Consider the following 13,533-nt stretch of genomic DNA (forward strand, 5'->3'; position numbering starts at 1 on the left):
GCCCGAGCCTTCGCACTTGAGCACTTGAGCGGGGAAGCGAGGGCACGGGTGAGCACGGACATCGTGCGGACGGACGCGGCGGACGACGCCGCGGGTCTCCGGCGCGAGCAGCGCGGCTGGTACTTCTACGACTGGGCCTGCTCGGTCTATTCGACGAGCGTGGTCACGGTGTTCCTCGGGCCCTACCTCACCGCGGTCGCCGAGCGGGCCGCGGACGCCGACGGCTATGTGCATCCGCTGGGCGTCCCGGTCCGGGCCGGCTCCTTCTTCGCCTACTCGGTGTCCCTGTCGGTGATCGTGGCGGTCGTGGTGATGCCGATCGTGGGCAGTGCGGCCGACCGCACCGGGCGCAAGAAGCCGCTGCTCGCGGCGGCGGCGTACACCGGGGCCGCCGCGACCACCGGCATGTTCTTCCTGGACGGCGACCGGTATCTGCTCGGCGGGGCGCTGCTGGTGGTGGCCAACGCGGCGCAGTCCGTCGGGATGATGCTCTACAACTCCTATCTGCCGCAGATCGCCCCGCCCGAGGAGCGCGACGCGGTCTCCTCCCGGGGCTGGGCCTTCGGCTACGCCGCGGGCTCATCGGTGCTGGTCGCCAACCTGGTGCTGTACTCGGCGCACGACTCCTTCGGCCTGACCGAGACGGCCGCGGTCCGGGTCTGCCTGGCCTCGGCGGGCCTGTGGTGGGGCGCCTTCACCCTCATACCCCTGCGCAGGCTGCGTGACCGGCACGCGCGCGTGGAGCGCGCCTCGGCACCCGGGCTCAGACAGCTGGCGGCGACGGTCCGGGACATGCGGCGGCACCCGCTGACGCTGTCCTTCCTGCTGGCGTACCTCATCTACAACGACGGCATCCAGACGGTGATCACCCAGGCCTCCGTCTACGGCTCTCAGGAACTGGGACTGTCCCAGTCGACGCTCATCGTGGCCGTGCTGCTGGTGCAGGTGCTGGCCGTGGCGGGGGCGCTGGCGATGGGGCGGCTGGCGCGGACGTACGGCGCCCAGCGGACGATCCTGGGCTCGCTGGTGGCCTGGACGGTGACCCTGGCGGCCGGTTACTTCCTGCCCGCGAAGGCCCCGGTGTTCTTCTTCGTGCTGGCCGCCGGGATCGGCCTGGTCCTCGGCGGCAGCCAGGCGCTGTCCCGGTCGCTGTTCTCCCATCTCGTGCCGCCCGGCAAGGAGGCCGAGTACTTCGCGGCGTACGAGCTGAGCGACCGCGGGATGAGCTGGCTCGGACCGCTGCTGTTCGGCATCACCTACCAGCTGACCGGAAGCTATCGGTCCGCGATCATCTCGCTGGTGGCCTTCTTCGTCATCGGCTTCACGCTGCTGGCGCGGGTCCCGGTGCGGCGGGCGATCGGCGAGGCGGGCAATCCCGTTCCGGAGAAGATTTAGCGCCGGTTTAGCGCTTGAGGCGAAAGGGCGGTAGTGTACGCCTTTGGCCTGCCAGGCGTACCGTTACTGCGCGTCAAAGATGCCGAAACGCTGGGTGACATCTGCTAGCAGATGTGACAAACCGGGCGCCGGTGGGTAGAACAAGGGGCGGCTACGACGGCGACGCATGACCCGGAACGGGACACGGAACGGGAATCTTTACCGCCGACCGGACGTTGACCGGATGACGACGACAGCGACACCTGTCCTGTGGGCGACAAGCCCGGGAGGCACGATTCATGAGTGAGCGAGCTCTTCGCGGTACGCGCCTCGTGGTGACCAGCTACGAGACGGACCGCGGTATCGACCTGGCCCCGCGCCAGGCCGTGGAGTACGCATGCGAGAAGGGGCACCGCTTCGAGATGCCCTTCTCGGTCGAGGCGGAGATCCCGCCGGAGTGGGAGTGCAAGGTCTGCGGGGCCCCGGCACTCCTCGTCGACGGCGACGGCCCTGAGGAGAAGAAGGCCAAGCCCGCGCGTACCCACTGGGACATGCTGATGGAGCGGCGCACCCGCGAGGAGCTCGAAGAGGTCCTCGAGGAGCGCCTGGCGGTTCTGCGCTCGGGGGCGATGAACATCGCGGTTCATCCTCGGGACAGCCGTAAGTCGGCCTAGTCCCTGCGGGCTGGGCGCGGACACAGCGCATACGAAACCGCGGGCGCCGTACGTGAACGTACGGCGCCCGCGGTTTCGTATGTCCGGGTTCGTGAATCCGGGTCCTGCTCAGTGGGTCAGCGGCGGACGCTGCTGCTCCCCCGGCTCGGGCCGGTCCTCGCGGATGACCTCGCCCTGCACCACCTTGCCGTCGGGACGGTGGATGCGGACCTGCTGGAAGGCGTCGCCGAGACTACCGGGGGCCGCCGTGCGCAGCCGCTTGTCCAGGGCGTTCTCCGCGTACCGGCTCACGGCCTTCTGCACCGGCGGCAGCAGCAGGAGCAGGCCGGCCGCGTCGGAGACCACACCGGGGATCATCAGCAGCAGGCCGCCGAGCATCATCAGGCCGTTGCCGCCACCGCGCTCCGGCGAACCGCCCCGCTGCAGCGCCTCGTTCAGGCTCTGGAAGGCACGGCGGCCGGCCCGCTTGATGACCACGGAGCCGGCCACGAAGCCCGCCACGAGCAGCAGGAACACGGCAAACCCCCCGGCCGCCCCCGCGACCAGGGTCAGCAGCCAGATCTCCAGCACCAGCCAGGCGGCGATACCCAGCGGCAGATACCTGCGCAGCCGGGAGCGCCGGGGCCGGACGGTGTACGGAGAGGTCGGAGCGCCAGTCGTCATGCTCCCAGTGTGCCTGGCGGCGGCTCAGCGCGGGATAAGCGGATGTTCGCCCAGGGCCGACGCGAGACTACTTGGCCCGCTTGTTCTTGCCGGTCAGCTTGGCGACCCGCTCCCCCGCGCCCCAGGCGGTGACCCGCCACAGCGCCTCGATGAGGATGTCCTTGCTCATCTTGGAGTCGCCGAGTTCGCGCTCCACGAAGGTGATCGGCACCTCGACCACGTGGTAGCCGGCCTTGACCGCTCGGCGGGCCAGGTCGACCTGGAAGCAGTAGCCCTGCGAGGCGACCTCGTCCAGCCCCAGACCCTCAAGGGTCTCGCGGCGGAACGCGCGGTAGCCACCGGTGATGTCGCGCAGCGGCAGGCCGAGGGCGAGCCGGGAGTAGAAGCTGCCGCCACGGGAGATGAACTCACGCGACTTGGGCCAGTTCACCACGCGGCCGCCGGGCACCCAGCGGGAGCCGAGCACCAGGTCGGCGCTCTTGAGGGCGGTGAGCAGCCGGGGCAGCTCCTCGGGCTGGTGGGAGCCGTCGGCGTCCATCTCGACCAGCACGCCGTAGCCGTGCTCCATGCCCCAGCGGAAGCCCGCGAGATATGCGGCGCCCAGGCCCTCCTTGCCCTTACGGTGCATCACCTGGACGTTCTCGTCCTCGGCGGCCAGCTCGTCGGCGAGCTTGCCGGTGCCGTCCGGGCTGTTGTCGTCCGCGATCAGCACGTGCGCCTCGGGAACGGCCTTGCGCACCCGGCCGACGATGGTCTTGATGTTCTCCGCCTCGTTGTAGGTCGGGATGATCACCAAGGCCGTGCCGAGCGGACCGAACTGCCTCCCCTGGGCCTTGGCCGCGAGGGTCCCGTCGCCGTCGTTCACTACTGCCCCTTCTGGTCGTACGCAGGGGTCCACCATAGTGGCCGCCGCCTGGTGTGACGCGCCGACTCGTTCGTATGGCGGTGTCGATTCCACAAGAGCGGGGTAAGAATGCGCTTTTCGGCACCTTCACGGCGCGCCTGGGCCGCTCTCCCGCCGCGGCGGATGGGGGCCCGGCGCCCTTCGGGCCGACCTGGGACCCGCTGGCTGCGGATCGACCGAAAGCCGTTGTCTACTGAGCGCACGGGCCCCACCCGGGTCACACCTTGCCGACCGGCCGGAACGCTCCCTCGACGGCGCGGGCGCTGAGCCTGGCTCCCAAGCGACGGTGCCCCGGTGCGGCACACCGTCCCTGACCCAGCAGCGCTGCGACGAGTTGGGCGACGTTCCCCGGTCGGGCGTCCGGTGGTGGACTCGGACGAACCTACCGGCCCCCGGCCGTCGACTGTCAACAGCCCTCTGGCCTGCGACAACGGCCCGGACGGCGCAACCTTTGGGGAGGATGCGCAGGTCGGGCGGCGGGACGGCGGCGAGTGAGCGCCGCCGCGCCACCCCCGTAGATCACTCGCCCGGCCCTACGAACACCGTCCGCCCGCCCACCACGGTGCGCAGGCAGACCGGCAGGTCACGGCCCGGGGTGAGGTCGGGCAGGCCGGGTGTGCCGGAGCGCGGGTCGGTCGACCAGCGGGCCACCCGGTCGTCGGGGGCCTGGACGACCAGCTCGTCGGTGCGCCAGACCGCGTAGTCGGCGGGCGCGCCCGGCACCAGGACGCCGGCGTCGTCCCGGCCCACGGCCCGCCAGCCGCCGCGCGTGTGCGCGGTGAACGCGGCCCGGACGGAGACCCGGTGCTCGGGCGTGCGGTGGAACGCGGCGGCACGGACGGTGCCCCACGGGTCGAGCGGGGTGACCGGGCTGTCGGAGCCGAAGGCGAGCGGCACGCCGGCGCGCAGCAGGGCCGCGAAGGGGTTGAGGGTGCGGGCCCGTTCGACGCCCAGCCGCCGGGCGTACATGCCGTCCGCGCCGCCCCACAGCGCGTCGAAGGCGGGCTGCACGGAGGCGATCAGGCCCAGCTCGGCGAAGCCGGCGACGGTCTCGGGGGTGAGCATCTCGGCGTGCTCGACACGATGCCGGGCGGCGCGGATCCGGGCGAGGCCGAGCTTGTCCGCCGCGGCGCGCACGCCTTCGACCACGGCGGTCACGGCGGCGTCGCCGATGGCGTGGAAGCCGGCCTGCAGGCCCGCCTCGGTGCAGGCGACGACATGGGCGGCGACGGCTTCGGCGTCCAGGTAGGCGGTGCCGGTGTGACCGGCGTCGGCGTACCGCTCGTGCAGACAGGCGGTGTGCGAGCCGATCGAGCCGTCGGCGAACAGGTCGCCCGCGGCGCCCACGGCACCCAGGTCCCGGGCCCGCTCGACGTTCTGTTCGGCCCAGTAGCCGACGACCCTGGGGCCGGGCACCTCGGCGGCGAGCTTCAGCAGGCCGGTGAAGTCGTCCTCGGAGGAGATCCGCGGGCCGCCGCACTCGTGCACCGAGCCGATGCCGAGGGAGGCCGCGCGGGCGAGTGCGGCGCGCTGGGCCTCGGCGCGCTGGGCCGGGGTGACGGCGGCGAGGGCGGCATCGCGGACGGCGTGGTGGGCGTCGGCGGTGAGCGGGGCGTCCTCATGGGGGACGTCCGCGGCAATCAGGTCCAGCAGGGCGGTGGTGACGACCGCCGAGTGCACGTCGATTCGGGAGAGGTACAGCGGGCGGCCGCCGGTGGCCTCGTCGAGTTCGGCCCGGGTCGGCGGCCGACCGCCGGGCCAGCGGGCGGCGTCCCAGCCATGGCCCAGCAGGACGCGGTCGTCCGGGCGGGCGGCGGCGAAGTCGCGGACCAGGGCGAGGGCGGCCTCCAGGGAGGGTGCGCCGGACAGGTCCAGGCCGGTCAGGGCGAGGCCGGTGGCGGTGGTGTGCACATGGGCGTCGGTGAAGGCCGGGGTCACCAGGGCGCCGTCGAGGTCGACCACCTCGTCCACGCCGTCGGCGAAGGCGTCGGCGGCACCCTCGGAGCCGACCCAGGCGACTTGGCCGCGCTCCACCACCATCGCCGTGGCGAAGGGGTCCGCGGGGCTGTGCACCTCTCCTCGGCGCAGGAGGACGGTCTTGGGGGGCTGGGGGTCGGCGGTGCGCTCGCTCATAGCGGACAGTTTCTCCTGCCGCCGGGGAGGCGCCGCACCTGGGGCGTGCCGAAGGGCAGGGCTCAGATCCGGGGCGGCCGTGCCTCGTACGGCGTCGACAGGACCACCGTCGTCCGCGTCGAGACGCCCGCCAGGCTCCGCAGCCTGGCCAGCAGCTCTTCCAGCTCGTGCGGGGTAGCGACCCGCACTTTGAGGATGTAGTTCTCGTCGCCCGCGACGCTGTGGCAGGCCTCGATCTCGGGGACGCCGGCGAGGCGGTCCGAGATGTCGTCGGGGGCGCTGGGGTCGAACGGTTTCACCGAGATGAACGCGGTGAGCGGCAGCCCCACGGCCTCGGGGTCGACCACCGCGGCATACCCGCGGATGACGCCACGCTGTTCCAGCCGGCGCACCCGCTGGTGCACGGCGGACGTGGACAGGCCCGTGGCCTTGCCCAGGTCTGTGTAGCTCATCCGCCCGTCCTTGACGAGCAGCTGCACGATCTGTCGGTCCAGCTCCTCCATGGCGCCAAAACCTACAGTGCGCTTGATCTCCGGGGATAGCCGAGAGCGCAGGTCATAGCCGGTTCGATACAAAAAGCGGTGCATAAGGTCCGCATCGCGCACCTGTACGCGGCATGTGACGAACGCCACACACCCCGAACGCGCTCCGTGATGTTCTCGTGATTACCGCCGAGGGCGGACGGGAAGTGCTTGCTGTGGTCGAGGCCGCAGCGCCGTAACGGCCCAGCCTTAGGGGGAGAATCCCATGCAGAGTGCCCATCGCCCTGGTCGATCCGCGTCCAAGCGGCAGCAGCCGGTCGTCGAGCCCCAGCCGGAGGGCGTCGAACCCGACGCCCTCGAGGATGATCTGGACGCCTACGACACCTTCGAGATGTACCGGGTGATCTGCCCGGACTGCGCCCAGCCGATCGCGCTGCTGGCGGACGAGCAGGTGCTGCCCGAGCACGCGCTGTGCGCCTCGCCGTGGAACCCGTTCGGTCTCACGGTCTGTGCGGGCACGGGCCGTTCGGCGTCCGACGCCCGCCCCGCGGACGAGTCCTTCGAGCCGCAGGAGCAGGACACCGCCCTGCTGCTGACGCTCCCCCAGGGTCTGGACTGGCGTACGCAGCCTTTCTCGCACGTCGGCGGCCCGGGCTCGCGCCCGATGCGCGTGCCGGCGATGCGCCGCCAGGCCGCCTGAGCCGCCTCACCGCGTCCAGTACGTGCCCTGCACCATGGCACGCAGGCTGTCGTGGTGCAGGATCAGTGTGTCCGGGTCCGCCGGGCCGGCGATCTCCCCGAAGTGCACCTGCCGGTAGGCGATGCGCAGCATCACGATCGCGTGCCGCAGGGCGGCGTAGAGGGTGTGGAAGTCCATGTCGCGCGGGGTGTGGCCGGTCAGGCGCGCATAGCGGGCCTCGACGCGGTCGCGGCGCAGGAAGTCCGGCAGTCCGCGCTGTCCGGAGGCGACCGTGAGGTCGTGGAAGAAGCGGTGCAGATAGATCATCCAGCCGAGGTCGACCTCGCGCGGGGCGAGTGCCGCCATCTCCCAGTCCAGGACGGCCACGGGGTCGAACCCGTCGTAGACGATGTTCCCGATGCGGGCGTCACCCCAGCTGAGGACGGGCTCGCCGACCTCGCGCGGCCACAGCTCCGCCAGCCGGTCGAAGGCGGCCTCGATGAGCGGTGAGCGGGGCAGGCCCTCGATCACCCAGGCGTAGTACGCCCGCTGGGCCGTCACATGGCGGCGCAGCGCGTCCCGCGGGCCGGGCGAGTCGAGAAACTGGGCCTGGTCAAGGGGGACTTGGTCGTGCAGGCGGGCCAGCAGCCCGACGGTCTCCGCCTCCAGATGCCGGCGCTCGGCCTCGCTCGCCCCGTGCAGCCAACTGCCTTCGTAGGTGTACGGCATGACGTCCGGCGGCACGCGGCCGGCGACCCGCTCCATGACGAAGAACGGCGCCCCGAGCGGGCCCGGGTCCTCCTCCAGCCACAGCGCACGAGGCACGGGCACGTCGGTGCGTTCGGCCACCAGGCGCAGGGTGCGGTACTGGCGGGCCATGTCGTACTCGGGGAAGACGGCGTACGCCGCCGGGTCCGCCGCGAGCCGCAACGCACAGGCCCCGAAAGGCGCTTCGGGGTGTTCGAGGTCGAACAGCAGGGTCTCGCTGGACATGCCGTTGGAGGCGGGGACGGTCACGCCGGTCACCTTGGCTCCGGGCAGCCGGGTGCCGAGCCAGGCGGTGAGGCGGCGGGTCAGCTCTTCCGGGTCTCGGGTGGTGGTGCGGGGGCGCGGTGCCGTGGCCATGCGGGCTCCTTCCTCAGGTGCGACCGATGTCTCAGGCCCGGCCGATGCCGCAAGACGCAACCGATGTCTCAGCGCACGACCGGCGTCTCAGCGCACGATCCACGTCTCAGGGCGCGACCGAGTCGAAGCCGGTGAAGCCGCTCGGGTCGTGCCGGCCGAACGAGCCGTGCTCGAAGATGCCGTGACCGGTCTGCCCGTCGAGCCGGAAGCGGGCGGAGTGGTCGGTGACGCCGTACCCGGCCAGCGGGTGGGGCAGGGTCATGTCGTAGGTGCGCCGGTCGGTCCAGCCGGGCCCCCGCCAGGTGCCGTGCTGCCAGTCGTCCGCCGGTGGATAGCCCGCGCCCAGGGCGAGCGGCGAGGAGGCCAGGATCTCGACGTCAAGTTTCCGCGATTCCCGTGCGTCCCCCAGATGGATGACCGCCCGCTCCGGGTGGCGGGTGCCGGAGCGGTAGCCGATCTCGGCCTGCGGCCAGCCCAGCTGGCGGTCGCGCCGGCCGGGGCAGACCAGGGTCGCGTCGTTCAGGGTGCGGTGTCCGTCGGCGTCCTCCTGGGTGATGACCATCAGGAACCGGTCGTCGAAGCGGACCGGGCACCAGATCCAGTGGAAGCCCTCGCTGGGGTGGTCCGCGGCGAGCCGTCCGCCGTCCTCGCCCGGGACGGGCCGCACGCCCCAGCTGCGGTCCCGGGTGCCGGTCCAGCCGTCCGCGCCGACCCGGAACTCCGCTCCCCCGGCCCGGATCACACCCTCCGCGGTGCCCGCCTGGACGAAGCGGCGGCCCTCCAGGATGAGCCGCTCGCCGCGGCGCTGGAGGTGGTGCGGCTCCCAGAGAGCGGGGAAGGCGGCCGTCCAGGTGAGGTCGTACGACAGCTGCTCGTCCTCGCAGATCAGGCGCAGCTCCTCCAGCGGCCGCGGGACCTCGATGCGCAGCGGTCCGACGGCGAGCCGCATCCGGTCCTCCCCCAGGGCGTCGGAGGCGCGTACGGCGTGCAGCGTGTCCCCGGTGCGCAGGGTGGCGTAGGCGTCGATCACGCCGAGGTTGGGGTAGACGCCGAGGCCGAGGATGAGCAGGGCGCGGCCGGCGTGATCGAAGACGTGGAAGATGCAGCGGTCGTAGGCGTTCCGGTCGCCGGTCGCCACGTGCTTCATGGACAGCGGTACCTGGTGCACCGGGTACTCGTCGAGCGGTACGGGACGGTCGTCGGCCACGGGCACCCCCTGAGCGTCGGTCGGCTGACGGTACGTCAGTTGACCGGAGGAGGCCAGAGCGGGGACGGGACGGGCCTGAACTGACGCCCGATTCCGCGCCACGGTGACCTGCCCGGGGGCTGCCGCGTTGTTCGGGCATGACCCCCATGCACTCGGCCACCGGGCGTCAGCGCCGCATCTTCGTCCCGCGCCCCGCAGAATCGGTTCCGCCGCCGCCTGCCCCGCAGGACCCGCCCATCTACCGCGATCTCATGCGGGCCTGGGCCGACCGGGGCCGGACCCTGCCGGGCCGCCACGATCCGGAGTGGATCAGGCTGGCGGCCCCGACGGTCCTCACGGGGCAGTTCAGCGGCCCTCGGGTCCCGCCACGTGACGGGCGATGACCATCCGCTGGATCTGGTTGGTGCCCTCGACGATCTGCAGGACCTTGGCCTCGCGCATATAGCGCTCGGCTCTCATGCGGGCCTGGGCCGACCGGGGCCGGACCCTGCCGGGCCGCCACGATCCGGAGTGGATCAGGCTGGCGGCCCCGACGGTCCTCACGGGGCAGTTCAGCGGCCCTCGGGTCCCGCCACGTGACGGGCGATGACCATCCGCTGGATCTGGTTGGTGCCCTCGACGATCTGCAGGACCTTGGCCTCGCGCATATAGCGCTCGGCGGGGAAGTCGGCGGTGTAGCCGTAGCCGCCGAGTATCTGCACGGCGTCCGTGGTCACCTTCATGGCCGTGTCGGTGCAGTGCAGCTTGGCCATGGCGGCCTGCTTGGCGAACGGCTTGCCGGCGTCGCGCAGCCGGGCCGCCGCGAGGTAGAGAGCGCGGCCCGCCTCGATCTGGGTGGCCATGTCGGCGATCATGAAGCGCAGGCCCTGGAAGTCGGCGATGGGGTGGCCGAACTGCCGGCGCTGGGTGGCGTAGGCGACCGCCTCGTCCAGGGCGGCCTGGGCGAGACCGATCGCGCAGGCGGCGATGCCGAGCCGCCCGGAGTCCAGGGCGGACAGGGCGATGAAGAAGCCCTGGCCCTCCTCGCCGATCCGCCGGTCTTCGCCGACGCGGACGCCGTCGAGGTGGACCTGCGCGGTGGGCGAGCCCTTCATGCCCATCTTCTTCTCGGGCACGGCGCCGCTCAGGCCCGGCGCGTCCCCGGGGACCAGGAAGGCGGTGATCCCGCGCGGGCCCTCCTCGCCGGTGCGGGCCATCACGGTGTAGAAGTCGGCGATCCCCCCGTGCGTGATCCAGGCCTTGCTGCCGTTGATCACCCACTCGTCACCGTCACGCACCGCCCTGGTACGCAGCGAGGCCGCGTCCGAGCCCGAGGACGGCTCGGAGAGGCAGTACGCGCCCAGCAGACCGCCGCCGAGCATGGCGGGCAGATGCTCGACCTGCTGCTGCTTGGTGCCGTAGGTGGCGAGCGCGTAGGAGGCGAGCGTGTGCACGCTGACGCCGAGGCCCACGGTGAGCCGGGCCGCGGCCAGCTCCTCCAGGACCTGGAGGTAGACCTCGTAGGGCTGGTCGCCGCCGCCGTACTCGGAGTCGTACGGCAGGCCGAGCAGGCCCGATTCGGACAGCAGGGTGAAGACCTCGCGCGGGAAGCGTCCCGCGTCCTCCTCCTCGGCCGCCCTCGGCGCTATCTCGCGCTGGGCGATGTCCCGGACGAGGGCGAGCAGATCCCGCGCCTCCTCCGTCGGCAGCTGACGCTCCACCGGCTGCGGGTCGCGGTCGGACATGGCGTCGGTCTCCTCCCTGGTCGGGCACCGGCGGTCTGGCCCGTGGGGTGGGGGCGGCTCCGCCTGGTCTTTCCGGATCGCCGAAGGCGCCCTCTCCCGGGTCTCGGAAGCGGCTGACCAGCGGCTGTGCGCTGTGAGTATGCCCGATCAGCGACCTCCAGTCACCAGTTAACGACCGCTCACTTCAAGAATCCAGTCGGACGCTGCCACGAGCCCGAAATTGGTCCGAACCATTGACGCAGTGGTCTAGTCCTCCCTACTGTGCATGACCAACGCTTTACCGCGTTCATGCCAATCGGCGCGCGTTCCCCTCTCCCCCCGGAGGAGACACCCGATGCACACTCCCCACCGCTCGCGACTGCGGGCGTTCGTCGCGACCGCCTGTACCGCCGTCCTCGGCGCCGGACTGCTCGCCGGCGCGGGCACCGCCACCGCGGCGGCCCCGGCCGCACCGCAGGTCAAGGCCGGCTCGAAGGTCGTCGGCTATTTCACCGAATGGGGCACCTACGACCGCAAGTACTACGTCAAGAACGTCGAGACCTCGGGGTCGGCGGCCAAGCTGACCCATATCAACTACGCCTTCGGCAACGTGACCGCCGGCAAGTGCGCCATGGGCGACTCCTACGCGGCCACCGACCGCGCCTACACCGCCGCCGAGTCGGTGGACGGCGTCGCCGACACCTGGGACCAGCCGCTGCGCGGCAACTTCAACCAGCTGCTGAAGCTGAAGAAGAGGCACCCGGGCCTGAAGATCCTTTGGTCCTTCGGCGGCTGGACCTGGTCGAGCGGCTTCGGCGAGGCCGCGAAGAACCCCGCCGCCTTCGCCCAGTCCTGCTACGACCTGGTGAAGAACGCCAAGTGGGCCGGGCTGTTCGACGGCATCGACATCGACTGGGAGTACCCGAACGCCTGCGGCAACACCTGCGACACCAGCGGCCGGGAGGCGTTCACGAACGTGCTGGCGGCCCTGCGGTCGAAGTTCGGCGGCAGCGCCCTGGTCACGGCGGCGATCACCGCGGACGCCTCCGGCGGCGGCAAGCTCGACGCGGCGGACTACGCGGGCGCCGCGCAGTACGTGAACTGGTACAACCCGATGACGTACGACTACTTCGGCGCCTGGGACGCGAGCGGCCCCACCGCCCCGCACTCCCCGCTCACCTCCTACCCGGGCATCCCGAAGGCCGGCTACAACACCTCCGCGACCATCGCCAAGCTCAAGGGGCTCGGCATCCCGGCGTCCAAGCTGCTGCTCGGCATCGGCTTCTACGGCCGCGGCTGGACCGGGGTCACCCAGGTGGCGCCCGGCGGGACGGCCACCGGACCGGCGGCGGGAACGTACGAGCAGGGCATCGACGACTACAAGGTGCTCAGGACCAAGTGCCCGGCGACCGGCACCGTGGGCGGCACGGCCTACGCCAAGTGCGGCAGCGACTGGTGGAGTTACGACACCCCGGCGACCATCGCCACGAAGATGACGTACAAGAACCAGCAGGGCCTCGGCGGCACCTTCTGCTGGGAACTCAGCGGCGACACCGCGCACGGTGAGCTGATCAAGGCCATCCACTAGCCCCGCACCAGGGGGACTCGGGAGCGGAGGACCACGAGCCTCCGCTCCCCGGTGTGTCAGGAGTCGCGGCGGGCCGGCAGCGGCGCCGGGTAGGCCGGGTCCAGTTCCTCGACGGCGCGCAGGGCTCCGCCGAGCGTCTTCACCAGCAGCTCGCGCACGGTGTCACGGGACAGCTCGGGGCGGTCGATCCAGTCCAGGGTCGCGCCCTCGACGCTGCACACCCAGGAGAGCAGGCCCATCCGGGCGAGCGGGGCGATGTCGCTGCGGCCGTAGGCCCCTTCGGCGATGGTGGCGATGATCGCCTCGCGCACGCCGTCCCGGATGGCGTGGACCTCGGCGTCGAAGCCGACGCCACCGCTGACGATGGTGCGGTAGGCGGCCTGGTGGTGCTCGGCGTAGCGCAGATAGCCGTCGATGGTCCGGTGGACCCGGTCCACGGCGGGCATCTCCAGGCCGTTCGCGGCGAAGGTGACCAGGTCGGCGACCGAGTCCTGGACGATCGCCAGGTAATAGCCGCGCTTGGACTGGAAGTAGTAGTAGATCAGCCCCTTGGCGACATGCGCCTGGCGGGCGATGTCGTCCATGGACAGCGCGTCGTACGACGTGTCGGCGAACAACTTCCGGCCGATGGCGATGAGTTCAGCGCGACGGGCCATCGAGCGCTCGGTGCCGCGCATCCGGGGACGGACGGCGGCACGCTGATGCGGCATGTTCAATTTCGGCCCTGTTCCAGGCGGTCGGCGGGACCACTGCAGTATGTCAGAACATGCCGCACACGTGAGCGGGTCGAGTCAGAGCAGGCCGAGCTGGGTCACGAACATCGCGACGACCGCCACGAGGACCCAGCCCATGACGTGCTCGAGGATCTTCGGGCCGTCCTCCTGGGGGCCGCCGGTGCGGGCACGGGTGGCGGTGGCCGGGTGCGTGGTCATATCCATTTGTCCACCTTGCCACCCGCGACGGCGTTCGCGGGCGATGAGCTTGCTCACACCCTCGTGCTC

General features: G+C 71.6%; 13 protein-coding genes and 1 pseudogene. 4 read left to right on the forward strand and 10 right to left on the reverse strand.

Annotated elements, in window-relative coordinates:
- The first annotated feature begins 48 nt into the window (after positions 1–48).
- Positions 49–1,395 (forward strand): MFS transporter, encoded by a 1,347-nt coding sequence (locus ACFYOH_RS16005; RefSeq protein ID WP_388626041.1) that lies wholly within the window; start codon positions 49–51, stop codon positions 1,393–1,395.
- A 278-nt stretch (positions 1,396–1,673) separates the two neighbouring features.
- Positions 1,674–2,048, forward strand: a complete 375-nt coding sequence (locus ACFYOH_RS16010) for an RNA polymerase-binding protein RbpA (protein WP_009187548.1) — start codon at positions 1,674–1,676, stop codon at positions 2,046–2,048.
- A gap of 108 nt (positions 2,049–2,156) precedes the next feature.
- On the opposite strand, the gene fxsA is transcribed toward ACFYOH_RS16010, so the two are convergent.
- From fxsA to ACFYOH_RS16030, 4 genes are all read right to left on the reverse strand, one after another.
- Positions 2,157–2,711 (reverse strand): FxsA family membrane protein, encoded by a 555-nt coding sequence (fxsA, locus tag ACFYOH_RS16015; RefSeq protein ID WP_388626042.1) that lies wholly within the window; start codon positions 2,709–2,711, stop codon positions 2,157–2,159.
- 67 nt (positions 2,712–2,778) lie between these two features.
- Positions 2,779–3,576: a polyprenol monophosphomannose synthase gene (locus ACFYOH_RS16020; RefSeq protein WP_388626044.1), complete on the reverse strand. Its 798-nt coding sequence runs from the start codon at positions 3,574–3,576 to the stop codon at positions 2,779–2,781.
- A gap of 558 nt (positions 3,577–4,134) precedes the next feature.
- Complete coding sequence (locus ACFYOH_RS16025) at positions 4,135–5,748, reverse strand: amidohydrolase (protein ID WP_388626046.1); 1,614 nt, start codon at positions 5,746–5,748, stop codon at positions 4,135–4,137.
- Between the two features lie 62 nt (positions 5,749–5,810).
- On the reverse strand, positions 5,811–6,251 hold the full coding sequence (locus tag ACFYOH_RS16030) for an Lrp/AsnC family transcriptional regulator (RefSeq protein ID WP_069782031.1): 441 nt from the start codon (positions 6,249–6,251) through the stop codon (positions 5,811–5,813).
- A gap of 244 nt (positions 6,252–6,495) precedes the next feature.
- On the opposite strand from ACFYOH_RS16030, the gene ACFYOH_RS16035 reads away from it, so the two are divergent.
- A complete protein-coding gene (locus ACFYOH_RS16035) occupies positions 6,496–6,930 on the forward strand; it encodes a hypothetical protein (protein ID WP_388626047.1) in 435 nt (144 codons plus the stop codon).
- A gap of 6 nt (positions 6,931–6,936) precedes the next feature.
- Here the strand turns inward: ACFYOH_RS16035 and ACFYOH_RS16040 are convergent, their stop codons facing one another.
- From ACFYOH_RS16040 to ACFYOH_RS16055, 4 genes and pseudogenes are all read right to left on the reverse strand, one after another.
- Positions 6,937–8,034 carry a phosphotransferase family protein gene (locus tag ACFYOH_RS16040; protein WP_388626049.1) on the reverse strand — a complete coding sequence of 366 codons (1,098 nt, stop codon included), beginning with the start codon at positions 8,032–8,034 and terminating at the stop codon, positions 6,937–6,939.
- 106 nt (positions 8,035–8,140) lie between these two features.
- Positions 8,141–9,241, reverse strand: coding sequence for a hypothetical protein (locus ACFYOH_RS16045; RefSeq protein ID WP_388626050.1), 1,101 nt, complete (start codon positions 9,239–9,241; stop codon positions 8,141–8,143).
- Between the two features lie 345 nt (positions 9,242–9,586).
- A pseudogene (locus ACFYOH_RS16050) lies at positions 9,587–9,694 on the reverse strand (acyl-CoA dehydrogenase family protein); the annotation flags it as partial.
- A 98-nt stretch (positions 9,695–9,792) separates the two neighbouring features.
- Complete coding sequence (locus tag ACFYOH_RS16055) at positions 9,793–10,965, reverse strand: acyl-CoA dehydrogenase family protein (RefSeq protein ID WP_388626052.1); 1,173 nt, start codon at positions 10,963–10,965, stop codon at positions 9,793–9,795.
- Positions 10,966–11,299: 334 nt separating this feature from the next.
- On the opposite strand from ACFYOH_RS16055, the gene ACFYOH_RS16060 reads away from it, so the two are divergent.
- Positions 11,300–12,532, forward strand: coding sequence for a glycoside hydrolase family 18 protein (locus ACFYOH_RS16060; RefSeq protein WP_388626054.1), 1,233 nt, complete (start codon positions 11,300–11,302; stop codon positions 12,530–12,532).
- 56 nt (positions 12,533–12,588) lie between these two features.
- On the opposite strand, the gene ACFYOH_RS16065 is transcribed toward ACFYOH_RS16060, so the two are convergent.
- Positions 12,589–13,242, reverse strand: coding sequence for a TetR/AcrR family transcriptional regulator (locus tag ACFYOH_RS16065; protein WP_388626056.1), 654 nt, complete (start codon positions 13,240–13,242; stop codon positions 12,589–12,591).
- 81 nt (positions 13,243–13,323) lie between these two features.
- Entirely contained in the window at positions 13,324–13,464 is a 141-nt protein-coding gene (locus ACFYOH_RS16070) for an SCO1431 family membrane protein (protein WP_388626058.1), read from the reverse strand.
- Between the last annotated feature and the right edge of the window lie 69 nt (positions 13,465–13,533).

This window comes from Streptomyces sp. NPDC007856 (assembly GCF_042868225.1).
GTDB lineage: Bacteria > Actinomycetota > Actinomycetes > Streptomycetales > Streptomycetaceae > Streptomyces.

What these genes read in the sequence shown, in the direction of transcription:
- ACFYOH_RS16010 (WP_009187548.1), top strand. Translation starts at nt 1,674, where the DNA reads ATGAGTGAGCGAGCTCTTCGCGGTACGCGCCTCGTGGTGACCAGCTAC.
- fxsA (WP_388626042.1), bottom strand. Translation starts at nt 2,711, where the DNA reads ATGACGACTGGCGCTCCGACCTCTCCGTACACCGTCCGGCCCCGGCGC.
- ACFYOH_RS16025 (WP_388626046.1), bottom strand. Translation starts at nt 5,748, where the DNA reads ATGAGCGAGCGCACCGCCGACCCCCAGCCCCCCAAGACCGTCCTCCTG.
- ACFYOH_RS16030 (WP_069782031.1), bottom strand. Translation starts at nt 6,251, where the DNA reads ATGGAGGAGCTGGACCGACAGATCGTGCAGCTGCTCGTCAAGGACGGG.
- ACFYOH_RS16035 (WP_388626047.1), top strand. Translation starts at nt 6,496, where the DNA reads ATGCAGAGTGCCCATCGCCCTGGTCGATCCGCGTCCAAGCGGCAGCAG.
- ACFYOH_RS16040 (WP_388626049.1), bottom strand. Translation starts at nt 8,034, where the DNA reads ATGGCCACGGCACCGCGCCCCCGCACCACCACCCGAGACCCGGAAGAG.
- ACFYOH_RS16055 (WP_388626052.1), bottom strand. Translation starts at nt 10,965, where the DNA reads ATGTCCGACCGCGACCCGCAGCCGGTGGAGCGTCAGCTGCCGACGGAG.
- ACFYOH_RS16060 (WP_388626054.1), top strand. Translation starts at nt 11,300, where the DNA reads ATGCACACTCCCCACCGCTCGCGACTGCGGGCGTTCGTCGCGACCGCC.
- ACFYOH_RS16065 (WP_388626056.1), bottom strand. Translation starts at nt 13,242, where the DNA reads ATGCCGCATCAGCGTGCCGCCGTCCGTCCCCGGATGCGCGGCACCGAG.
- ACFYOH_RS16070 (WP_388626058.1), bottom strand. Translation starts at nt 13,464, where the DNA reads ATGACCACGCACCCGGCCACCGCCACCCGTGCCCGCACCGGCGGCCCC.